We start from the raw sequence: 22,452 nt of genomic DNA on the forward strand, positions 1-22,452 counted from the left end.
CCAGGGGATGGGGTAGGAAGGATTTGAGTTGGGAAACCAGCCTTGCGGCTTCTCGGACAGCGGACCGTAATGGCCATTGCCCGTTGCTGACGCCCGTTTGTGCCGCGTCTCCGCCGGAGAGTCGCCCCAGAAAAGACTCGGTTTCTAACCATTGGGCCAGTTGGGTGCGGGCATAGCTACCGTAGGCAATCCCGGCGATCGCCCGTCGGGAACCGGGTTCCTGACTCACGCTTGAGCCGGGCGGTGCCAGTAGCTCCAGTTGGCGCGCCTTGGTAACGGTATGGGCGTTGGTACCCCCGGCCAGTTGCACAAAACCGGGAGGCCCCTCCGCCAGAACTTTTTGCGCCAGTTTGAGGGCGGCGTGGGTGGTGCCTTTGCCCAGATCGCCACTCATGGGTCGGCCATCGGTTTGCCAGACCAGGGGACCGGACCAGGTTTCCCGGATGAGATCATGCAATGTCCATAGGTAGGCGATCGCGTCGTCGCCATCGGGAAAGCTAATCGCAATCAGTTTTAGGTGATGGCCATAGGGGGCGATCGCGGACCACAGGCGTTGGAAGTCCGCAACCCGACCGATCTGGGTGTGGATCTCGATCGCATCAATCCCCAGCGCGACAATCTGGGACAAGATCTGGGCCGGATCAACCCTGGTGGATGCAGTGATAATCTGACCGATGGGACAGACGGGTAAACACCGACCACAGCCATAGCAGCGATCGGCGATCACCCCCTGGGGGGCAGGGGGCGCAGGAAAGGCGATCGCCTGGGCAGGACAGATACGCTCACAGGGGCGAGTACAGTCGGATGGGCAGCAATCGGGGTCGAAAACGGCTTTGCGGAAGTGGGGGTCTTCGCCATCATTCAGGCTGACCATAAGCCACGGGCGATGCGCCGATCGCCGATCGCGATTGACCCTGGTGTCGAGGGTAACGATTTTTGCCGGATTTAAATCATGGGTTTTCAGGAGTGTGGCAAGCTGGATGGCTTCCTGGGCAGCAGTGATCACGGCAGGATCAGCCGCCACGTCAATACAATCAGCTCCGGCCAAGGTATAGGCCAGGGTCAAATCGCGAATGCTGGCAAGGTGTTGGAAGCTGGCTCCGCAAATTAACTTGAACCAGTGCCCCTCGTGGAGTGATTGTAAAGGACGGTGCAGATCAGTCACCCTTCTATAATAATTTCCCGGCGTGATAGATGACCCGATATCCCAGTACTGCTGATCCTACCCTCTGGGATCAACGCGCTGCAAGTATGCGCAATTGCTTAAGCCAAAAAATCTCGTCAGAAAATCCCCCAGACTGACGGCGGTGGGGCAAGGCGTTGGGAGTGGAGGACAGGGGAAACAGGTCCAGGCTAGGAAGACTCCCCCGCATGTTGGTCCAGCCACGCTTCGAGATCAGTCAAGGCCGTAAAGTCAAAGAGCGCTTCGGCGAGGGACTCTAGTTGCACGATCGATAATTCAGTTAACCGCTGGGTCAGACGGGGGGAAAGCGGACCCAACCGACGGTTGACTAAGCGCAAGGTTAGTGTGCGTTCACCCTCTTGGCGACCTTCTTGGCGACCCTTGAGTTCACCTTCTTGGCGGCCCTTGAGTTCACCCTGTTGGAAAATCTCTTGATAGATCACCGATTCGCGCATAATCCCCTCCCGGAAAATCTGATGGATGAACCTCTTGTTGAATTTTAAGCCCGCTAATAATTGCACGTAGGCCGAGATCTGCTGACGCTCCTGCTCCGATTCTAGCTGACGGACCCGTTGTGCAATCTGTACTAACCATTGCTCTGGCTCTGGCATACTCACCAGCGACGCAAAGGGCAACAGGGCTGGATCGGCCAGTAAGGGCTGTGGGTCTTGCTCCCAAAGGCGTAGCACTTGGTAATGATGTACTGTCCCTTCTAGGGCAAAGCAGGTTTCGATAACCGTGTCGGCGGGGGGTGGTAAGAGTAAAACCACGACTTGGGTAATCGGTAACCGATAGAGCCGGTAGAGGCGCACCCAATAGTCCAACATCCGCAGGGGCAAGGGAGGATCGGACTGGAGCAGGGTTTGGAACTCCAGATGCAAGATGCGATTCTGCGTCCGGAGCAGGACGACTGAATCGGCGCGGAGGGGTTCGATGCTTAACTCGGTTTTAAGCACTGTCACTGACTGCGGTGCTTCACCAAGAATCCAAGCGGCAATCCGATCGGGGTGTTTTTCGGCCAGAAGTTTGCAGAGATTATCAAAGGACATGGGGCGGGCTTGATGGCGCCATCTGCCTCAGTCTAGCCCACGGCTGGCGATCGCGATTGGCTGCCCCCAACCGATCAGTTGTGACGCGGGAAATACTCCTCGCTCAGTCCCAATCCAATGTCCACCAGGAGGCAGACTCTACTCGCTAACCGGAAAAGCGCAGGTAATGCATCAATTCTGCCGTGAGCGTGGCCGGTAGGTTTAACCGCCGTTGCAGATCCACCAGGTTACGATAAGGACCGTGGGCCGATCGCTGCTCAACCATCGCCCGCGCTAAAAACAGATCAACCCCCGGAACTTTGGTCAGTTGTGCGATCGAAGCCTGGTTTACATTAAGGGTTTGAATCGCCTCGACGCCATCGGGATCATAGTAGTAAAAACGCAGGATTGAGGCCAAGGGTTGGAGATGCACAACCGACCCATTGAGGGCCGCCGCCAAATCCTCTAAGCAGTGAAACTGAACACCGTCCTGGCTGAGGCTGTGCAAAAGTTTGGCCTGGTGAATGGAGAAACCCGGTAGCCGTAACCAATCATCAACCGTCGCCCGATTGACATCGATCGTGACGCCCAATGCCGCCGCTTCCTGTACTTCCGCGATCGATTGAAACCGATAATAGGGGTCCTGGAGCATCTGCTCCCGACGGGAACGGGGACGCCGCGAGTCGAGTTCAATACGTTGGGTAATTTGGTTGAGCCAGCGGGGGAGGGTCACGGTTGGCAGGTGGCGAGTGGCAAGGGAGCGTTAGGCAATACGATCGAGGAGTTGGCGGCGCTTTTGTTCAAACTCATATTCGGAGATGAGGCCGTCCTGGCGCAGTTGGTCCAGTTGGCGGACGGCTTCAGTGATGGCCCCAATGCGGGTGGCGTCAAAGGGTTCAGCCAGTGGCGCAGCCGGGGTTTTCAGGCGACGTTTAGCAGGGGGAATCGTGTCCGCCGGTAGGCTCTCCTCCCAGTCAGCATTAAAGTTATAGTCGAATTCCTCCGGATCTTGCACCAGGTACCAAATGCCTTCGATCGCACTCGCGATGTGGGGGATCGGTGTCCAGGAGAGCAACAGGTAGATGACCCCCCAAGCGTGTTGGCCGACATAGAACTTGTGTATCCCCGCGATCGGGGCCACGATGCCAGCAAAAGCCAGGAGGGTAGCCATTCGACGATTTCTGGGTTTTCCGAACACAGCGTCACTCCGATCGCACCGCAACGCCACCTCTTTATCGAAAAATTTGGGTCTGAAACCCCGTTCTGCCAGGACGGCTGTATATCTCACAGTCTAGCGGATATACAGTAAGCATGGACAAAGCCAACAGCGACCGTGACGCCAGCCGCCTGCATCGCCCGATAGAGTTCTTCGGCTTCCCGATTGCGTCCGCCAATCGGCCACACACCCGGCTAATACCTTGGTGTTGATTCATCCTGTCTGGGCAAGTAAAGCCTGGGGGTTGGAGGGGTGATCTCGCTGGCCTGATTGCGAAAATCAACCTTGCGAAAATCAACCACGGTATACCGGGCTATTCTCAAAAAGCACCCCAATTTTGTGAAGTGCCTATAACAAATAGCTGCCCGATCGCGACCGATCACGCAGCTATTCACGCAGATTCAGGCGACAGTCAGTGAGTGCGAACGACTAATCAGCGGCTTGGGGCAGTAACTCCCGCCGTTCGCTGGGGGTCACCTTGACTTGACCATCCTCACCGACATCCACGAGGGCCGTATCGCCTTCGCGAACATGACCCGCCAGGATTTCCTCCGCTAGGACATCCTCTAGTAGGCGCATGATGGCCCGCCGTAAAGGCCGTGCGCCGTAGCTGGGGTTATAGCCCTCTTCCACCAGCCGCTCCTTGAAGCGATCGGTGACTTCTAGGGTGATGCCCTTCTCGGTGAGACGGCTGAAGACTTCGCGCAGCATGATGTCGGAGATCTGCTTGACCTCGTCCTTGGTGAGTTGCCGGAAGACGATGATCTCATCCAAACGGTTGAGGAATTCGGGCCGGAAGTATTGCTTCAGTTCCTCGTTCACCAGGGAGCGAATGCGGTTGTACTGCGATTCGGCTTGGTTGTCCTCGAACTCGAAGCCGAGACCGCCGCCGCCTTTCTCGATCACCTTGGAGCCGATGTTGGAGGTCATGATCAGCAACGTGTTCTTGAAGTCCACGGTGCGGCCCTTGGCATCGGTCAGGCGACCATCTTCCAGGATTTGCAACAGGGTGTTGAAGACATCCGGGTGGGCCTTTTCGATTTCGTCAAACAGGACCACGGTATAGGGCCGCCGCCGTACCGCTTCCGTCAGTTGCCCGCCTTCGTTGTAGCCCACGTAGCCGGGCGGCGAACCAATCAGCTTTGAGACCGTGTGCCGCTCCATGTATTCCGACATATCCAGCCGGATCATGGCTTCCTCAGAGCCAAAGAAGTAGGCCGCTAGGGACTTGGCAAGTTCGGTCTTACCCACCCCCGTGGGACCGGAGAAGATAAAGCTGGCGATCGGACGGTTGGGATTCTTCAGACCGACGCGGGCACGGCGAATAGCACGGGAGATGGCCCGGACGGCTTCCTCCTGACCCACCATGCGCTGGTGTAGGGTGTCTTCCATGTGCAGCAGCTTTTCGGACTCGGATTCGGTGAGTTTATTCACCGGCACCCCGGTCCAGGCAGCCACAATTTGGGCGATGTCCTCTTCGGTGACCACGGGCGAGTCATCTTCGCTGCGAACTTCGGACTTTTTGTTCTGGGCGATCGCCCGGATTTCGGCCTTGATTTCCATCTCCCGATCGCGCAGTTCCCCGGCCCGATCAAAGTCCTGGGCACGGACGGCATCATCCTTATCCTTGAGAACCTGGCGCAGTTCCTTGTCCAATTCCTTAGCCGCAGGCGGCAGTTGGGAATTGATCAGGCGCACGCGGGACCCGGCTTCATCGATCAGGTCGATCGCCTTGTCGGGCAGGTAGCGATCGGAGATATAGCGATCAGAGAGCTTCGCCGCCGCATCCAGGGCTTCATCAGAAATCTTGAGCTTATGGTGCTGCTCATAGCGCTCCCGCAAACCGCGCAGAATTTCGATCGTTTCCTCAACCGTCGGTTCACCCACCATCACCGGCTGGAAGCGACGTTCCAGGGCAGCATCCCGTTCAATGTGCTTGCGGTACTCATCCAGGGTGGTGGCCCCAATACATTGGAGTTCGCCCCGGGCCAGAGCGGGTTTGAGAATATTAGCGGCATCGATCGCGCCCTCAGCGGCCCCCGCCCCGATCAGGGTATGGACCTCATCGATCACCAGGATCACATTAGAGGCGGAGCGGATCTCATCCATGATCTTCTTGAGCCGCTCTTCAAATTCACCCCGGTACTTGGTCCCCGCGACCAGCAGGCCAATGTCAAGGGTGACGACGCGCTTGTCTTCGAGAATATCGGGGATATCCCCATTCGCAATCCGTTGGGCTAGCCCTTCGGCGATCGCGGTCTTACCCACCCCCGGCTCCCCGATCAGCACGGGATTATTTTTGGTCCGTCGGCCCAGGATTTGAATCACCCGTTCGATTTCCTTCTGGCGACCGACCACAGGGTCAAGTTTGCCTTCCCCGGCCATCTGGGTCAGGTTAGAGCCAAATTCATCCAGCGTAGGTGTTTTGGTGCGGCTTTGGCTACCCCCCGTCGAGACCTCGGCGGTTTCACCCAGCATCCGAATCACTTGGGTTCGCACCTTGGAAAGGTCAACCCCCAGATTCTCCAAAACCCTAGCGGCAACGCCTTCCCCTTCGCGAATGAGGCCCAACAGCAAGTGCTCAGTGCCAATGTAGTTGTGCCCCAATTGGCGGGCTTCTTCGAGGGAGAGTTCCAGGACGCGTTTGGCCCGTGGCGTAAAGGGAATTTCCACGGCGACAAACCCAGAGCCGCGCCCAATAATTTTCTCAACTTCAATGCGGGCATCCTTAAGATTAACCCCCATTGACTTGAGGACCTTAGCGGCCACTCCGGTTCCTTCGCCAATCAGACCCAAGAGGATCTGCTCAGTACCAACAAAATTGTGGCCAAGGCGACGCGCTTCCTCCTGGGCAAGCATGATCACCTTGATGGCTTTTTCTGTGAAGCGTTCAAACATGGTGTGTGTCCATCACCTGCTGCGTGCGGGTACGCTGATTCTAGCATAGGAGACTCACCCAACTGGTTGCCATGAAACCAGCCCTAGCAGTGGTAATTGCCTCCCTTGCCTGACGGGATAACCCACCCCGATCGCAGCGATCCCCAATTCCGCAGGGATTAACTCGACTGAACACCGCTCCAGGACACGTCTGGGAGAGCGGCTGCCAACCATTATTTCATGACATCTCGACAACAGCTATGAAACGGGAGGTCAGGGCACGCGGCTTGTACGAACTAGGGCCAATCAGGGCGACTTTGGCACAGGGGCACACAGGAAGATCTCTAAAGAGTTTGGACACACAAGGTAATTTGGACACGCAAACAGGCGACGATCGCTATTTTTCAGGTATCGCAACTGCTATCAATAGTGCCCTCCAGCCTCTCACCCTACCCCGAAGCCTGTCTTTCAGCAAGTCCCTGGTGCCAAATGCGGCAAAATCTTTACATGGGTCCCCAGTTGGCCTTCCGAAAGCTGACTCAAAATGCCTGGGTCCACTCGTAGATTTGATACTCAGTCCAGATGCCATTTACCCAGTAGGGGTCACCCTCAATTAGTTGACGAACTGTGGTTTCATTCTCCGCTTCGTAGATCCCAAAAACTTTAGTTAAATCGGTTGTGGGTCCCAGGGTGATAAGGGTTCCCGCTGTCTTTTGCGCAGCTAGACCCTCCAGGTGGGCTTGCCGGTAGGGTACACGCTTCTCCAACACATTTTCGCAGTAGCTTCCCCACATGACGTACTTGGGCATAAATTCAGTCCTGTCTCTCGGTAAAGATTGGGGTCGATATGTTGACTGATTTTTCGTCTCTTAGAGACTTCCGATCGTACTACTTAATGCCACCATTGCTTGGGAGTAGGGGTAAATGTAGATGATCAGGCCAGATTGGGCTGGGCCTCTGGCCTGGAGAGTAATCTGTCAGTCCTCAATTGCCAGGTCGCCCATAGGCTCCCATCCCTTCAACAGCCCACTCAGAATGAGCGGAACTCAGCCGTTTCTCCCCGGGCGGCACTGCGCGCGCGGGTTGGGCTGGTCGCAGTCCGCGTCTTAAGGGAACCTCGATTAATTGGGGCAGCTTCGCCGCCTGCCCCAACCCCTTAATAATTGCGCGGGTACAGTTGCGAAAATTGGTATTTTTCGGGGTGCCCTTATTGGCGCGGTGCTAGGGCCAGCTCAACGGTCACAGGGGCATGATCGCTGGGTTTTTCCCATTGGCGCGGGGTGCGATCGATCGTGCAGGCCACGGCGCGATCGTACAGGTCGGGGCTGAGGTAGTGGTGATCAATCCGCCAACCGTGGTTGCGCCGGAATGAGGCCGCCCGATAGTCCCACCAGCTAAAATGGCCCGTCTCCGGGGTGAACTTACGAAAGGCATCGGCCAATCCCAGGGCCAGTAGCGCGGTGAGGGCCTGTCGCTCCGCATCCGAGGCCATAATATGGGTCGCCCGATCCGTGGGATCATAGATATCTCGATCCTCTGGGGCAATATTAAAGTCGCCGCAGACGCAGAGCTGGGGTGACGTGGGCAGCAGGGCTTGGAGATATTCCCGCAGGGTTGCCAGCCAGTGCAACTTATAGCGATATTTTTCACTCCCGATCGCGGCCCCATTCGGTACATAGAGATTCACCACCCGCACCCCCGCCGCCGTGATCCCGGTGATCACCCGCTTCTGGTCGTCCAGGCTGGGGTCGATCGCCGTGCCTAAAATCGGGATGAACCCTGTCGTAACCTCCGTGAGGGGCGATCGGCTGATCAGGGCCACCCCGTTATAGCTTTTTTGACCGGATACATAGATCTGATACCCGGCAGCTTCAAAGGCTTGGCGCGGAAATTGGTCATCTGTTACCTTGGTCTCCTGGAGACAAAGCACCTCCACGGGATTGGTCTGTAGCCAGTCCAGGACATGGGTTAACCGTGTCCGAACCGAGTTAACATTCCAGGTAGTGATTCTCATAACGACTGTATTTGTACAGAAAAGGACGATCGTCGGACGGCAAATACCAATCCCGCATATCTTAGCAGTGGCAAGCACCCCGTCGAACCGCTCCCCCTGCTCCCATTTGCCCCCATCACACCGCTTGTCACTTGCCGCTCTCCCCCCTCCCCCCTGGGAGATACCCATCCTGGTTGCGTATACTCAAAGAACACGGTGATCCTTCAAACCGATCCCCAGGGGAGTGGTTTAGACCGTATTAACACTCGGTAACCCTAAGGGATATTGGGTTGAGTCACTTTCCCGCCAAGTTGACCATAATCAGAGTCGTGTAACAGGTTAATGAACTCAACAGGTGAGGGCTTTAGGTTGGATGGTTTTAGACTATCGATAGTCGTCATGGCAACGGCAGTAGACTATCTCGCTGACCTGTGCGCAATTTTGACTGAGCTTGGACATACGGTACAGACCCTAGCAGCGGTGGCTCCCGCCCAGATCCCCTCACTCCAACCCGATCTCGTCCTCATTGACCTCACGAGTCTGGGGGAAGATGGCTATCGTTACTGCGAGGACCTACGGCAGGTTGCCCCCACCGCTACATTGCCCGTGATTGTGACCAGCCACACACTCGCTATGCTGGACAAACCGCGCCTCTTTGCTGCCGGTGCCCAGGATTATTGGGTTGCGCCCTTCCTCGCGGCGGAAGTCCGAGCGCGGTTAACCCCCTGGTTGGGCTACCGCCGCCTTGAACGCCAACTGGCTACCCAAGGACAACAACTCCAGCAGGAAGTCCATGACCATCAAGCCGTTGAGGCCACGCTCCAGCGTCAACTTCACCATACCCTGCTGCTGAAGCAAATTACCCAGGAAATTCGGCAAAGCCTGGATATTGACCAAATCTTCCAAACGGCGGTCGTGCAAATTGGCCAAGCCCTCCAGGTGAATCGCTGCCTTATTCACGCCTATAGTGCCCACCTCTTCCCGCCGATTATGCCCGTCGCCGAGTACCTGGAACCGGATATTCCCTCGGCAATGGGCTGGTCTATCCCCCTGCGGGATAATCCCTATGTCGAAGCAGTTTTGGCCCACGATCAGGCGATCGCGGCAGCTCAAGTGGAGACAGACCCGCTGCTACAGCAAGTGGCCAGTGTCTACAGGCCGATGGCTCTGAAATCCTTGCTGACGGTGCGGACCTCTTACAAGGGTGATGCCAACGGCATGATTGGGGTACACCAGTGTAATCGTGAACGCCTCTGGCGTGCGGAGGAGATTGAACTGTTGGAATCGGTTGCGGCCCAGGTGGGGATTGCGATCGCCCAGGCTCAACTGTTAGACCAGGAAAAACGCCAACGCCTAGAACTGGATCAACAAAACCTGCAACTGCAACAGGAAATCCGTGAACGCCAGCGGATGGATGCCATTCTGAAGGGGCATAACCACATTTTGGAAATGATCGCCCAGGGGGTGCCCCTGACGACGGTCTTTGCGGCCCTAGCTGAATTCATTGAGGGGTGGTCGGAGCAAGCCCGGTGTTCATTTCATTTGTTTGATGCCGATCGGGGCCAACTTATAGCGGGGGTTGCGCCTAGCCTGCCGCCCGCCTTCACCCAGGCGATCGCCACCCTGCCCATTGGTCCCCAGGCCACTTCCTCCGGGGCGGCAGCCTACTACAAGCGGGCCATTACTGCCCAGGCCATTGCCACTGATCCAATCTGGGCTGACTGGCGCGACCTCGCCTTAGCCGAGGGGTTACAGGCTTGCTGGGCCATGCCGCTTCTTTCTGCGGATGAGGATGTCCTAGGCACCTTTGCCCTCTACTACCAACACCCCCATGCCCCCAGTTCCAAGGATCAGGATCTCATCCCCCGGGTCGCCTACTTAGCCAAGGTGGCGATCGAACGGCACCGGAGCGAGCAAACCTATCGGGAAATTTTTGAAGCCTCCTATGATGGTTTTATTGTTTACAACATTGAGACCGGGGCAATCCTGGATGTTAACCAGCGCGTCTGTGAACTCTATGGCTTTAGCCGGGAAGAATTACTGCAACTTCATTTCCACGACCTGAATCGGGGGCTCGCTGCCGATGCCCAGGCGGATCTCCTGGCGTGGGTACGCAAAGCCCCAGCCGGGGAAATTTGTACGTTTGAGTGCCAAAGCCAGCGGGCCGATGGCGATCGCTTTTGGAGTGAGGTCATTCTTAAGTCAGCGGTGATCGGCGGCAAGAAACGGTTGCTGTCGATCGAGCGGGATATCAGCGATCGCAAGCGCACTGAAACCGATCTGCAACAGGCTAAAGAGGCTGCTGAAGCGGCCAATCGGGCCAAGAGTACCTTCCTGGCCAATATGAGTCACGAGCTACGCACACCCCTTAACGCCATTCTCGGCTTTGCCCAACTGCTAGCCTATGATCCGCACCTTAACGCGGAGCAAAAGGAAGAGTTAATGATTATCAGCCGCAGTGGCGAACATCTCTTGGAACTGATTAATGATATTCTTGACCTTTCTAAAATTGAAGCGGGTCGATTAACCCTGAATGAAAGCTGTTTTAATTTGCACCGCTTCCTGGACGGCCTAGAAAAAATGTTGCAACTCAAGGCCGAGTCTAAAGGCTTGCAATTTATCTTTCAGATTGATCCTAACCTGCCCGCGATCGTGCAAACCGATGAAAGTAAACTGCGCCAAGTGCTGATCAACCTGCTGGGCAATGCCATTAAATTTACGGAACAGGGACAGGTTGTCCTGCGCGTTTGGGCAGAATACCAAAGTTTCGGTCCCCCCCCAGCCAACCAAAACAGTGCCGTGTGTGTTCATCCCCACGGGACTGCCGCCGATCCTGACTTACCCTCCCCTGTCACCTACTATCTTTCCTTTGCGGTGGAAGATACGGGGCACGGGATTGCGCCTGCGGAGTTAGCTAGCCTGTTTAATGCGTTTGTCCAAACGGAAACAGGACGACGATCGCAGCAGGGCAGTGGGTTGGGGTTGGCCATTAGCCGTCAATTTGTCCAACTAATGGGGGGGGAAATCAGCGTCCAGAGTCAACTGGGTCAAGGCAGTTGCTTCTATTTCTATATCCCCGTCTCTGTCACTGAGGCCACAGCTCTTCCCATCGAACGTCCCCTGGTCCGTACCCAGGAGGCACGGGTTACTCTCTCCGCCGAGGAACGCTGCTATCGGATGTTGGTCGTAGACGATCATTGGGAAAGCCGTAAACTACTGGTGAAGTTGCTAGACGAACTAGGGTTTGAGGTGCGAGAAGCGATTAACGGTGAGGAGGCGATCGGGCGCTGGCAGCATTGGCATCCCCATCTGATTTGGATGGACGTGCGAATGCCAGATATGAGTGGCTATGAAGTGACGCAGCGCATCCGCCGTCGCGAACAGCGACAGCAACATCAGCCCCATGCGACCCCGATGAGCCAAGACCCGCATCCGGCAACTGCTACCTGCGTCGCGCCCCCGCGCCCCCCGGCTACCAAAATCATTGCCTTAACCGCAAGTGCCTTTAGTGATGAGCACACTCAAGCCCTTGCCGCAGGCTGTGATGATCTCATCCGCAAACCCTTCCGCCGAGCAACGGTGTTAGAAAAACTTCACCAACACCTAGGGGTGCAGTTCTTTGAAACCACCGCATCACTGCCTGATGAGGAAGTCAGCCTTGAATCCGCCAGCCCAGCCTCCCAGGCCACGCCGAGCTTAGCCGCCCAATCAACGCGGGAATGCTTGCAAACCATGCCGAACACCTGGATTGAGTCACTTCGGCAAGCCGCGATGCAGGTGAACGCCCGGAAACTGATGAAGTTGATCGAAGCCGTCCCCCCTGAACAAGCCGCCCTAGCCCAAGTTTTGACGGAAATGGTTGATAATTTCCGTTTCGATCAAATTATCGACCTTAGTACTATGGCGCAGCCGCATGGAAAATCAACTTCTTGAGCATGCCAAAGGCAATATTCTGCTGGTTGATGATACGCCGGATAATCTGCGTCTCCTATCTAATATACTGAGTCGTCAGGGATATGAGGTGCGTAGTGTGATCAATGGCCAAATGGCGTTGATGGGGGTACGGGCCGAGCCACCCGATCTCATTTTGTTAGATATCAATATGCCGCAAATGAATGGGTATGAGGTCTGCCAACAGTTAAAGAGAGATGAACAAACTGCTGATATTCCAATCATCTTTATCAGTGCTCTAGATGACGTGATTGATAAGGTCAGAGCTTTTACGATAGGCGGTGTGGACTACATCACCAAGCCCTTCCAACTGGAGGAGGTTTTGGCACGAGTCGAGAATCAACTTACCTTGCGACGCTTGCAACGGTTGCTCAAGGAGCAGAATAAACAACTTCAGCGGGAAATTCAAGAGCATCAACGGGCAGAAATGGCCCTGCAAGTCGCCAACCAAAAGCTTCAACACTTAGCTATTACTGATGAGTTAACCCAGGTGGTCAATCGTCGTTTCTTTTATCAGTATCTTCAAGAGCAGTGGGAAATCCTGGCAGATGCAAAGCAACCGCTTTCCTTAATTTTGTGTGATGTTGATCATTTCAAAACCTTTAATGATACCTATGGTCACCTGGCAGGAGATGAGTGTTTACGTCAAATTGCCCAGGTGATTCGATCGACCCTAAAACGAGGCCCAGATCTCGTCGGTCGCTATGGCGGGGAAGAGTTTATTCTCCTGCTTCCCTACACGGATGCGGCAGGCGCTTTTGAAGTGGCGACAGCAGTTCTAGCGGCGATCCAAGATTTAAAAATTAAGCATGAATACGCCTCGGAAACGGGTTACGTTACAGTAAGTCTCGGTGTTTCAACGGTGATCCCCGATCGGGCTGAAAATCCGGAAAACCTGATCAAGGTTGCCGATACTGCCCTCTATGCCGCTAAGGCACAAGGCCGTAATTGCGTCATGCTAAAAACAACTGGGTTGCTTTTCTCCTGAGGGGTAAAGGTGAGCGATCGCTGACAATTATCGTCACAGAAAAATAATCACTCTGATAGTAAAGGTAGAACCATGAGTAGCCATCCAGCCGAAGTGCATAGAGGGGATATCCTCGTTGTTGATGATACACCGAATAACCTGCGATTATTGGCAACAATGCTAACCGAGAAAGGTTATGAAGTTCGCAGTGTGATTAGTGGCAAAATGGCGCTAATGGGTATCCAGGCAGCTCCACCGGATTTAATTCTTCTTGATGTTAATATGCCCCAAATGAATGGGTATGAGGTATGCAAACGACTTAAAAATGATCCCAAGACACGTGAAATACCAGTTATTTTCATTAGTGCCCTGGACGAGGTAGCCGATAAGATTAAGGGGTTTCAAGTGGGTGGAGTTGATTATATTACCAAACCCTTCCATGTGGAAGAGGTTCTGGCGCGAGTGGATAAACAAATCACGATTCAGCATTTACAAAAACAATTACAGAAGGAAATTCGCGATCGGGAAGTTGCTGAGGAAAAGTATCGTAGTATCGTCGAGAATGCAGTTAATGGCATCTGTCAGACGAGTCCATCTGGCCAATTTATCAGTGCCAATTCTGCTCTAGCGCGTCTGTTGGGCTATGCCTCGATCGCGGAATTAATCAATACGGTCACGGATATTCAGCAACTCTATGTCGAACCCCAGCGCCGTGCCGAGTTTATTGCCTATATGAAACGATATGAAACCGTCTCCGATTTTGAATCACAAATTTACCGCAAAGATGGCAGTAAGATTTGGATATCGGAAAATATGCGCACAGTACGAGATCAGGATGGCCAACTTTTGTATTATGAGGGGACGATTCAAGATATTACTGAACGCAAGCAAACGGAAGCTGAGCTACGTTATCAACGTCGCAAGGCAGAATTGCTATTGTTAAACATTTTGCCCCAACCGATCGCTGAACGGCTAAAGCGGGATGCCCAAACGATCGCCGATAGTTTTACCAATGCAACTATTTTATTTGCCGATATTGTCGATTTTACGGGCCTAGCGGCTACCCTGGAACCCACCCAATTAGTACAATTACTTAATGATGTTTTTTCCGTTTTTGATCGGTTAGTGGAACAACATGGGCTAGAAAAAATCAAAACCATTGGTGATGCCTATATGGCGGTAGGGGGGGTGCCCATCCCTCGCCCCGGTGCCCTGGCCGCGATCGCCGATCTAGCGCTGGATATGCAAAGGGAAATCACCCAATTTCAGCGTCAAGATGGCGCTCCCTTAAGCTTACGCATTGGCATCAATCATGGGCCAGTCATTGCGGGAGTGATTGGCACCAGTAAGTTTATTTATGATCTTTGGGGCGATGCGGTGAATGTGGCCAGTCGCATGGAATCCCAGGGCGAACCGGGCAAAATTCAGGTAACGGAGACGGTTTATCAACGACTGCGCCATACCTATCATTTGACACCACGGGGAGAAATTTTGATTAAGGGTAAGGGCAAAATGCAGACCTATTGGTTGTGCGATCGGGCTGAGCAAATTTAAGGCCCTAGGCTTCATTCACCCGTTGCAGGGGGGCCAGGTTTGGGTCGAGAATTTTTTGACCAATGTTGGGAAATTTAACGGCGATCGATATTTTTTTACCACTGCCAAACACATGGGTGACCTGACCAGGGCCAAAAGTCGTGTGGACCAGGCGATCGCCGACGCACCAAGATTCGGGCGATACCCGAGTACGCGGGCTAGCACTGGCTGTCGTCCCGGTTGGCTGGCTGGGGCGAACTGTCGGGGCGTAACCAGGGGTCAGGGTGGCTGCCCGTGGGGAATTCACCCGTTGGCTGGGATAACTGGGAATCGCACTGGGGAGATTTGTGCTTAACCGTTCCCGTGGCAGTTCCCCCAAAAACAGGGAGGGCACCGCCAGCTCACGGGCACCCCAGAGGCGACGTTCCTGGGCATGGCTGATGAACAAGCGTTCCTGGGCACGGGTAATCCCCACGTAGCAGAGACGGCGTTCTTCTTCTAAGGCCGCCGGATCATTGAGCGATCGATAATTGGGAAAGAGTCCCTGCTCTAGCCCCACTAAAAAGACCACGGGAAATTCTAATCCCTTGGAGGAATGGAGCGTCATCAGAGAAACAGCCGTTTGGCCTTCACCCAGGTTATCTAAATCCGAGGACAGCGCTGCACTGGCGAGGAAATTGATTAAGTTGGGGTCTTCGTTTTCTTCCTCAAATTGCAGGACAGCATTATAAAGTTCCAGCACATTTTGTAAGCGTTCTTCGGCTTCTTCGGTGCCTTGAGCTTTCAGATCCTGGACATAGCCAGAGTCCTCCATAATCCCCTGGATAATTTGGTTGGCAGGGAGCACATCAATCTGTTCCCGCCAATAGCGAATGATGGCGGCAAACTGGTTGACTGACTTAGCCGATCGCCCGGCCAAAGTATTCACCGAGGTGTCATCACTGAGGATCTCCCAGACGGGCATTCCCAGTTCCTGAGCAGCAGTACTCAGGCGATCGAGGGTCGATTTCCCGATCCCCCGGCGAGGGGTATTGATCACCCGCATGAGGCTGACGGTATCGTAGGGATTGGCCAGGAGTTTCAGGTAGGCAAGAGCATCCTTAATTTCCTTGCGATCGTAGAAGCGGAGGCCCCCAACGATCGTGTAGGGAATATCGGCACGGACCAGGACTTCTTCAAAGGCGCGGGATTGGGCATTTGTCCGGTAAAGAATCGCAAAACTTCCCCAGTTCAGTTCTGGGTGCTGCTGTTGCAACTCCCGCATTTGATTGATGACAAACTGAGCCTCATCAATTTCATTATCCGAGCGATAACAAAAGACGGGTTCACCTGAACTCCGCATTGGACGCAGGACTTTGTCAATTCGCTCTGTATTTTTCTCAATTAAATGATTAGCTACTTCGAGAATGTTTTCCGTCGATCGATAATTTTCCTCCAACTTAATCATCGTCCGGGTTTCTCCATCGGGCAGACCATCGCCGAAATCATACTGGAAACCCATAAGAATCTTAAAATCAGCCGCTCGAAAGGAATAAATGGATTGGTCTGCATCCCCCACTACGAAAATAGAGCGTCGCTGTCGATCAAACTGCTGCGGATCATTCCCGTTGGTTGCCAGTAATTTAATCAACTCATACTGGGTGCGGTTAGTATCCTGATATTCGTCAACAAGGATGTGTTGAAAGCGATGATGCCAATAGCCTAATACCGATTCATTCTGGCGAAACAGTTGCACAGGAATCCAGATCAAATCATCAAAGTCTAGGGCATTATTTGCCGCCAGTCGATTTTGGTAGGTGGCATAGACTTCAGCGATGATACGACCGCGTAAATTGGGCTGCTCTTGTTCAAACTGTCTGGGCGAGAGGTCCCGATTTTTGGCATTGCTAATCGCAAATCGTAGCGATCGTGGATCGTATTTCTTATCGTCCAGATCTTTTTCCTTGACGATTTCCTTGACCAAACTTTGAGCATCGGACTCATCAAAAATAGAAAACGATCGCTCCCAACGGTGTCCTTCCGTACTTTCATATTTCTCAATATCTAATCGCAAAATACGGGCACACAGGGCATGGAAGGTCCCAATCCACAGATCCTTAATAATGTTGCGATAGACCTGCGATCGCAGTTGGGTTTGGGCCTCTGGGGCGAGGGTTGAGAGGGGCTGGCCATAGCGAGCTTGGGCCTGTTGCGTCGCGAATAGAGTTTCAATCCGATCCTTCATTTCGCGGGCGGCCTTATTGGTAAAGGTAACCGCCAAAATATTTTCCGGATCAACGCGATGGGTAAGGACCAGGTTCACAATCCGGTAGGACAACGCACGGGTTTTGCCTGATCCAGCACCAGCGACAACTAATAGGGGACCGCAAAAATGCTCAACTGCTTGTCGTTGGGAAGGGTTGAGGTGGTGGAAAAAATCAACTTGACTCATGGCGATTCTCCTACGGAGACGCTTCACGAACGCAGCGTCGAAGGACGGTCAGACAAGGAAACAGGTTCTTCCCAACTCTACCGCTTCCCTCACAGCACGCCAATAGACCGGACCCGGAAAACACAAAAAATTCAGGCCCCGATCGATACCAAATGACGGGACCTGAAAATCAGCTTTATGCGTCAAAAACCAACAAGACCAAGCTATTGGGGCGACTCAGCAGGCGAAGGGCTAGGGCTAGCTTCACCCCCACCCCCCCCGCCACCGCAGGCTGCCAGGGGTGCGGTCAGACTCAATAGAACAAGCAAGGTCAGTAATTTTTTGGTCATACACTCCTCCACTGAACGTGGCAGAAAAATGATCTAGTAGAATACGATACCTTAACCTTTTCACAAAGAACCACTGTACACCCCTGTCGCATTCGTTGCCTTTGGTGCCAAGGGGTATCCGTACTGCCCCCCTATCCTGAGCTACCCGACGAATCTATGGCCAGTCGGCTAGGGACGCTTTTTTGTTAGACTGCTGCTTAATAAGCCGCCGTTGCCGACTGCCCTTGCCATGACTGCTTCGCTCTCACCTGCCAACGCTAATCGCACCGATCGGGCCAATGACACCCCCGTTAGCCTATCCCTACCGGCCCTAGCCCAGCAAACCCGTCAGGCCGCCCGCCAGTTAGCCCAAAGCTCAACGCAGGAACGTCAGGCTGCCGTTTTGGCGATCGCAGCGGCCCTTGAGGCCGCAACCCCCCAAATTTTGGCAGCAAACCAGGCCGATTGTGAGGCCGCCCAAGCCGCTGGGATTAGCTCAGCCCTCTATGCCCGTCTGAAATTAGATGCAACCAAACTGCAAGCAGCGATCGCGGGGGTACGGGATGTCGCCCAATTACCGGACCCGCTGGGGGCCATCCAGATTCACCGGCAACTGGACACAGGCCTGATCCTGCAACGCTATACTTGCCCGCTGGGGGTACTGGGGGTTATTTTTGAAGCCCGTCCCGATGCCGTCATCCAGATTGCCTCCCTGGCCATTAAGTCGGGTAACGGCGTCATCCTCAAGGGGGGCCAGGAAGCCGTGCGCTCCTGCACAGCCTTGGTAACCGCTATCCAACAGGGCTTAGCCCAAACCTCGATCAATCCCCAGGCGGTACTGCTGTTGACCACCCGTGCCGAAACCTTGGAATTGCTCAAACTCGATCGCTGGGTAGATTTGATTATTCCCCGTGGCTCCAATAGTTTTGTCCGGTTCGTCCAGGAGAACACCCGCATTCCGGTCCTGGGCCATGCCGATGGCATTTGTCACCTTTACATTGATGCCGAAGCGGATCTCGACCAGGCAGTGGCGATCGCGGTGGATGCGAAGGTGCAGTACCCGGCAGCGTGTAACGCGATTGAAACCTTGCTGGTCCATGCGGCAATCGCGGCGGATTTTCTGCCCCTGGTGGTACCGGCGCTGCAAGCCAGAGGCGTTGAGGTACGGGTAGACAGCGCCAGCCGCCAAGTCCTAGGGAATAGGGTTCTCACGGCCTCCCTTGTAGACGCCACTGAAACAGATTGGGCCACGGAATATAGCGACTTAATTCTGGCGATTAAGGTGGTCCCCAACCTCACCGCAGCGATCGATCACATCAATACCTATGGCTCGCGCCATACGGAAGCGATCGTCACCCGTAATTCCCAAACAGCCCAGGACTTTATAGCCCAAGTCGATGCAGCCGGAGTTTTTCATAATTGCTCGACCCGCTTTGCCGATGGCTTTCGCTATGGTTTTGGCGCTGAAGTAGGGATTAGTACCCAAAAGCTACCACCGAGAGGACCCGTGGGCCTAGAGGGATTGGTGACCTACAAATACCAACTGGTGGGGAACGGTCACCTGTGTGCAACCTATGTGGGACCCAACGCCCGCCCCTTTCACCACCAGGATTTATAACCCGGGCGAGGGCACTGGACCAAGGGCGCATCACCGTACCCTCGCCCTTGGCGAGGGCATCGGCGCGATCGCAGCCGCTCCCAAAACCAGGAAAAATTTTGCAGCGGCGGATCGAGAGGGGCCACAAGTGGCTACAATAAAGCGGTTGTATTGGGCATCACAGCCTTGATCGAGCGTTATACCCTGCCCGCCCTGGGCGAACTTTGGACTGACACCTATAAGTACAAGACCTGGTTACAGGTAGAAATCGCCGTGTGTGAAGCCCAGGCTGAACTGGGGTATATTCCGGCAGAAGCGGTAGCCATCATTCGGGAAAAGGCGGACTTTGACCCGCAGCGAATACTGGCGATCGAGGCTGAGGTTCGCCATGATGTGATTGCCTTCCTGACCAATGTCAATGAATATGTGGGCGAGGCAGGGCGCTATATTCATCTGGGCTTGACCAGTTCCGATGTGTTGGACACGGGTCTAGCGCTGCAACTGGTGGCCAGTCTGGATGTGATTTTAGCCCAGTTGGAATGTTTGATCCAGGCGATTCGTCACCAGGCCCAACAGCATCGCCACACGGTCATGATCGGTCGTTCCCACGGCATTCATGCCGAACCGATTACCTTTGGGTTTAAGCTAGCCGGATGGTTAGCGGAAATGTTGCGCCACCGCGATCGTCTCACCGCTATTGCCCAGGAAATTGCCGTGGGTAAAATCTCTGGAGCCGTGGGGACCTATGCCAATATTGATCCCAAGGTGGAAGCACTAGCCTGTCAAAAGTTAGGGTTAACGCCGGATACCGCCTCAACCCAGGTGGTGTCTCGCGATCGTCATGCCAACTATGTGCAAGCACTGGCTCTCCTAGGGGCCTCAATCGAGCGCTTTGCGGTGGAAATCCGTAACCTGCAACGGACGGATGTCCTGGAAGTGGAAGAGTTTTTTGCCAAGGGCCAAAAGGGGTCCTCAGCCATGCCCCATAAACGCAATCCGATTCGATCGGAACGCTTGACCGGGGTGGCGCGGATTCTCCGGGGCCATGCGATCGCCGCCTTGGAAAATGTGGCCCTGTGGCATGAGCGGGATATTTCCCACAGTTCGGTGGAGCGGGTGATGCTGCCCGACTGCTGCATCCTGGCCCACTTCATGTTAGTGGAAATGACCGATCTGGTGAATACGTTGCTGGTGTATCCCGACAATATGCAGCGCAATTTGAACTGCTATGGGGGAGTGGTGTTCAGTCAGCGAGTGTTGTTGGCGCTAGTGGAAAAAGGGTTATCGCGAGAGGAGGCGTATGCGATCGTCCAGTCCTGTGCCCACCAAGCCTGGAATACGCCAGATGGGAATTTCCAAGCCTTGATCCAGGCCCATCCCCAGGTGACACAACACTTAACCCCTGAGGAGATTACCGATTGTTTCGATCCGCAATACCATCTACGCCATCTTGAGCAGGTGTATGAGCGGTTGAATATTTAGACAGCTTGAAAAATACAAATCTTGCGCTCACCAGTAACGCCATCTAACCACCAAAGCGCAAAGGACACAAAGCAACACGAGGTTCTTAGTGCCCCTTGGTGTACTTAGTGTCTTGGTGGTTGTCCTAGTTTATCGACCTGGAATTAGACGCACGGTTTCCACCGCCTGTCGATAGGGTTCCACTTCTTCGTTAAAGTCGATCGGCAACACCGCCACTACATTCTCATGGGGCCGGGGAATAATCACCCAGGTTTCCAAGACACCACCGGGGGTATTTTTAGCGGCTTCAACCCCAGCTTCCATCGCGGCCTTGACTTCCGAAACATCACCGCGAATATTGATCGTAAACCGGGCACTGCCCGCCCGTAGATATCCCACCAGCGTCACTCGGCCTGCCTTGACCATTGCATCTGCTGCCGCTAATACGGGGGGAAACCCTCTTGTCTCAAGTGATCCAACGGCCTCTGGCATCTTCCTAACTCCCTGTCTAGATAGCGATGATTAGTAGCGATCGTCCAATCCTAATTGTACGAATATTCAGGCAATTTCTGATATGAATTTTTGTGGGCATTGGGCAAAATGTATTCGGCACCAGTGACTTGCTTCCTATCCCGGAATTACGGGGGAACACAGCCAAGGATCAATACCTATGAGAAAGGCACCGAGTACTCCCCAGAAAACACAGATTTATCGATAAGGAAAGGCTATAATTCCGATTAGAAAACTTACACAAATGAAGCCCTAAACCCGAAAGGGAAGGCTGGCTTCAGTGAAGTCGATCGGTAAGACAGTTTCAATATTTTCAGGTGGATTGGGCACAATATAGTGCGTAATGACCTTGCCTTCCCCCGGTAGTTGATTGCCGGCGGCAATGCCCGCCGCTACCGCCTGGTTGACCTCGGAAACCGGACCACGGACCGCCACAAATTGACGCCCACTTTCGGAACGATCGTAAACCACCAAGGTCACCCGCCCAGCCTTCACCATTGCATCAGCGGCAGCGAGGACCGTCGGAAATCCTTGCGTTTCAATCACTCCCACCGCAATTGGCATCGATCGTCTCCTAGCAGCATTACCGATTCTCAATGCTTCCCATTTTGACATACTCCCCGATCGAAAAGAGATGAGGATTCCTAAGAGGGCTGTTAAGAAAAATCTAATTCAGCCTGGGGAACCGCAACGAAATGCAACAATTGAGCCAGACGCCTATCTGATACCCACTCCTGCCGCTCGCTTCTGGGAGGCCCCGACGATGACAACGCTCAGTGAGCGATTAGATGAAGGCTCTTTACGGGATCTGGCGGGCGATCGCTCTTTTCAACGCGGTGTTAATTACTTTGAAGAGGGGCGGGTCCATGCCTTGGCCCAGTACGGTGATCGCATCACGGCTAAAGTCTATGGCACCCACACCGATGAGGGCAGCAAACGTGGGATACACCCAAGCGGCAACGACGCCCAAGCATACTCGCGTTTGACTAACTGTGTTTAACTCACCAGCTTGAGGCGACCCATGCGCACAGCATCCAGCAGGAGATTGATTTGGCGGCGCTCCTCCGGTGAGAGGGATGGATTACACAAGAGGGCAGAGGTTAATTGTCGATGTTCACCGCGACTAATGCGACCCAATGCCTGGGCCTGCTGAATGAGCTGCTCAACCGGCGGACTTTCATCCTGTCTACGCGCCATAGCTTGAATCATAAATGCTCCCTGATTGTGCGATCGTACCCCCCAAGTGGGCGATCGCGATCCATCGAACACCAACCTGATAATGACATTAGTTTATCGCGGAAACCACTGAGAAAAGTGTCTGATTCGCCACGCGATCGGACAAGTTTATATGAAGATTTGCGGATTGACGAATCCTAGGGGGTTGGGGGAGATAAGGG

The 22,452-nt window shown here is 54.2% G+C and carries 18 protein-coding genes; 6 read left to right on the forward strand and 12 right to left on the reverse strand.

What is annotated here, in order from left to right; genetic code table 11:
* The 7 genes from ldpA to xth form a co-directional block, all read right to left on the reverse strand.
* The coding region (gene ldpA, locus ACWIUF_RS05250; RefSeq protein ID WP_448571213.1) for a circadian clock protein LdpA at nt 1–1,165 on the reverse strand (1,165 nt) is incomplete at its 3' end.
* A gap of 188 nt (nt 1,166–1,353) precedes the next feature.
* Nucleotides 1,354–2,232, reverse strand: a complete 879-nt coding sequence (locus ACWIUF_RS05255) for an Rpn family recombination-promoting nuclease/putative transposase (RefSeq protein ID WP_448571214.1) — start codon at nt 2,230–2,232, stop codon at nt 1,354–1,356.
* Nucleotides 2,233–2,377: 145 nt separating this feature from the next.
* Complete coding sequence (locus ACWIUF_RS05260) at nt 2,378–2,944, reverse strand: ComEA family DNA-binding protein (protein ID WP_448571215.1); 567 nt, start codon at nt 2,942–2,944, stop codon at nt 2,378–2,380.
* Nucleotides 2,945–2,974: 30 nt separating this feature from the next.
* Entirely contained in the window at nt 2,975–3,382 is a 408-nt protein-coding gene (locus ACWIUF_RS05265; RefSeq protein WP_448571216.1) for an SHOCT domain-containing protein, read from the reverse strand.
* Between the two features lie 474 nt (nt 3,383–3,856).
* The gene (locus ACWIUF_RS05270; protein ID WP_448571217.1) at nt 3,857–6,325 is read right to left on the reverse strand and encodes an ATP-dependent Clp protease ATP-binding subunit; all 2,469 of its coding nucleotides are present in this window, start codon (nt 6,323–6,325) and stop codon (nt 3,857–3,859) included.
* 518 nt (nt 6,326–6,843) lie between these two features.
* Nucleotides 6,844–7,113: a YciI family protein gene (locus ACWIUF_RS05275; RefSeq protein WP_448571218.1), complete on the reverse strand. Its 270-nt coding sequence runs from the start codon at nt 7,111–7,113 to the stop codon at nt 6,844–6,846.
* 398 nt (nt 7,114–7,511) lie between these two features.
* Nucleotides 7,512–8,318 carry an exodeoxyribonuclease III gene (gene xth, locus ACWIUF_RS05280; RefSeq protein WP_448571219.1) on the reverse strand — a complete coding sequence of 269 codons (807 nt, stop codon included), beginning with the start codon at nt 8,316–8,318 and terminating at the stop codon, nt 7,512–7,514.
* Nucleotides 8,319–8,696: 378 nt separating this feature from the next.
* Here xth and ACWIUF_RS05285 point away from each other — a divergent pair, with 378 nt between their 5' ends.
* From ACWIUF_RS05285 to ACWIUF_RS05295, 3 genes are all read left to right on the forward strand, one after another.
* Nucleotides 8,697–12,230, forward strand: a complete 3,534-nt coding sequence (locus tag ACWIUF_RS05285) for a response regulator (protein ID WP_448571220.1) — start codon at nt 8,697–8,699, stop codon at nt 12,228–12,230.
* Complete coding sequence (locus tag ACWIUF_RS05290; RefSeq protein WP_448571221.1) at nt 12,211–13,236, forward strand: diguanylate cyclase; 1,026 nt, start codon at nt 12,211–12,213, stop codon at nt 13,234–13,236. Before ACWIUF_RS05285 ends, ACWIUF_RS05290 begins: the two co-directional genes overlap by 20 nt.
* Nucleotides 13,237–13,308: 72 nt before the next feature.
* Complete coding sequence (locus ACWIUF_RS05295; RefSeq protein ID WP_448571222.1) at nt 13,309–14,769, forward strand: adenylate/guanylate cyclase domain-containing protein; 1,461 nt, start codon at nt 13,309–13,311, stop codon at nt 14,767–14,769.
* 4 nt (nt 14,770–14,773) lie between these two features.
* Here ACWIUF_RS05295 and pcrA read toward each other — a convergent pair whose 3' ends face one another.
* Entirely contained in the window at nt 14,774–17,179 is a 2,406-nt protein-coding gene (gene pcrA, locus ACWIUF_RS05300; protein ID WP_448571223.1) for a DNA helicase PcrA, read from the reverse strand.
* 203 nt (nt 17,180–17,382) lie between these two features.
* On the reverse strand, nt 17,383–17,508 hold the full coding sequence (locus tag ACWIUF_RS05305) for a hypothetical protein (protein ID WP_448571224.1): 126 nt from the start codon (nt 17,506–17,508) through the stop codon (nt 17,383–17,385).
* Nucleotides 17,509–17,737: 229 nt separating this feature from the next.
* On the opposite strand from ACWIUF_RS05305, the gene ACWIUF_RS05310 reads away from it, so the two are divergent.
* Both ACWIUF_RS05310 and purB read left to right on the forward strand, forming a co-directional pair.
* Complete coding sequence (locus ACWIUF_RS05310; protein WP_448571225.1) at nt 17,738–19,105, forward strand: glutamate-5-semialdehyde dehydrogenase; 1,368 nt, start codon at nt 17,738–17,740, stop codon at nt 19,103–19,105.
* Between the two features lie 165 nt (nt 19,106–19,270).
* Nucleotides 19,271–20,566: an adenylosuccinate lyase gene (gene purB / locus ACWIUF_RS05315; protein WP_448571226.1), complete on the forward strand. Its 1,296-nt coding sequence runs from the start codon at nt 19,271–19,273 to the stop codon at nt 20,564–20,566.
* Between the two features lie 129 nt (nt 20,567–20,695).
* On the opposite strand, the gene ACWIUF_RS05320 is transcribed toward purB, so the two are convergent.
* Together ACWIUF_RS05320 and ACWIUF_RS05325 are read right to left on the reverse strand one after the other, a co-directional pair.
* Nucleotides 20,696–21,037 carry a carbon dioxide-concentrating mechanism protein CcmK gene (locus ACWIUF_RS05320; RefSeq protein WP_448571228.1) on the reverse strand — a complete coding sequence of 114 codons (342 nt, stop codon included), beginning with the start codon at nt 21,035–21,037 and terminating at the stop codon, nt 20,696–20,698.
* A 270-nt stretch (nt 21,038–21,307) separates the two neighbouring features.
* A complete protein-coding gene (locus tag ACWIUF_RS05325) occupies nt 21,308–21,619 on the reverse strand; it encodes a carbon dioxide-concentrating mechanism protein CcmK (protein WP_448571229.1) in 312 nt (103 codons plus the stop codon).
* Between the two features lie 199 nt (nt 21,620–21,818).
* Between ACWIUF_RS05325 and ACWIUF_RS05330 the strand changes: the two genes are divergently transcribed.
* Complete coding sequence (locus ACWIUF_RS05330; protein WP_448571231.1) at nt 21,819–22,055, forward strand: SWIM zinc finger family protein; 237 nt, start codon at nt 21,819–21,821, stop codon at nt 22,053–22,055.
* Here ACWIUF_RS05330 and ACWIUF_RS05335 read toward each other — a convergent pair.
* Nucleotides 22,052–22,252: a hypothetical protein gene (locus ACWIUF_RS05335; protein WP_448571233.1), complete on the reverse strand. Its 201-nt coding sequence runs from the start codon at nt 22,250–22,252 to the stop codon at nt 22,052–22,054. The genes ACWIUF_RS05330 and ACWIUF_RS05335 overlap by 4 nt on opposite strands.
* Between the last annotated feature and the right edge of the window lie 200 nt (nt 22,253–22,452).

It is taken from the genome of Trichothermofontia sp., from assembly GCF_053493415.1.

What these genes read in the sequence shown, in the direction of transcription:
- ACWIUF_RS05255 (WP_448571214.1), bottom strand. Translation starts at nt 2,232, where the DNA reads ATGTCCTTTGATAATCTCTGCAAACTTCTGGCCGAAAAACACCCCGAT.
- ACWIUF_RS05265 (WP_448571216.1), bottom strand. Translation starts at nt 3,382, where the DNA reads ATGGCTACCCTCCTGGCTTTTGCTGGCATCGTGGCCCCGATCGCGGGG.
- ACWIUF_RS05270 (WP_448571217.1), bottom strand. Translation starts at nt 6,325, where the DNA reads ATGTTTGAACGCTTCACAGAAAAAGCCATCAAGGTGATCATGCTTGCC.
- ACWIUF_RS05275 (WP_448571218.1), bottom strand. Translation starts at nt 7,113, where the DNA reads ATGCCCAAGTACGTCATGTGGGGAAGCTACTGCGAAAATGTGTTGGAG.
- xth (WP_448571219.1), bottom strand. Translation starts at nt 8,318, where the DNA reads ATGAGAATCACTACCTGGAATGTTAACTCGGTTCGGACACGGTTAACC.
- ACWIUF_RS05285 (WP_448571220.1), top strand. Translation starts at nt 8,697, where the DNA reads ATGGCAACGGCAGTAGACTATCTCGCTGACCTGTGCGCAATTTTGACT.
- ACWIUF_RS05290 (WP_448571221.1), top strand. Translation starts at nt 12,211, where the DNA reads ATGGAAAATCAACTTCTTGAGCATGCCAAAGGCAATATTCTGCTGGTT.
- ACWIUF_RS05295 (WP_448571222.1), top strand. Translation starts at nt 13,309, where the DNA reads ATGAGTAGCCATCCAGCCGAAGTGCATAGAGGGGATATCCTCGTTGTT.
- pcrA (WP_448571223.1), bottom strand. Translation starts at nt 17,179, where the DNA reads ATGAGTCAAGTTGATTTTTTCCACCACCTCAACCCTTCCCAACGACAA.
- ACWIUF_RS05305 (WP_448571224.1), bottom strand. Translation starts at nt 17,508, where the DNA reads ATGACCAAAAAATTACTGACCTTGCTTGTTCTATTGAGTCTGACCGCA.
- ACWIUF_RS05310 (WP_448571225.1), top strand. Translation starts at nt 17,738, where the DNA reads ATGACTGCTTCGCTCTCACCTGCCAACGCTAATCGCACCGATCGGGCC.
- ACWIUF_RS05320 (WP_448571228.1), bottom strand. Translation starts at nt 21,037, where the DNA reads ATGCCAGAGGCCGTTGGATCACTTGAGACAAGAGGGTTTCCCCCCGTA.
- ACWIUF_RS05325 (WP_448571229.1), bottom strand. Translation starts at nt 21,619, where the DNA reads ATGCCAATTGCGGTGGGAGTGATTGAAACGCAAGGATTTCCGACGGTC.
- ACWIUF_RS05330 (WP_448571231.1), top strand. Translation starts at nt 21,819, where the DNA reads ATGACAACGCTCAGTGAGCGATTAGATGAAGGCTCTTTACGGGATCTG.
- ACWIUF_RS05335 (WP_448571233.1), bottom strand. Translation starts at nt 22,252, where the DNA reads ATGGCGCGTAGACAGGATGAAAGTCCGCCGGTTGAGCAGCTCATTCAG.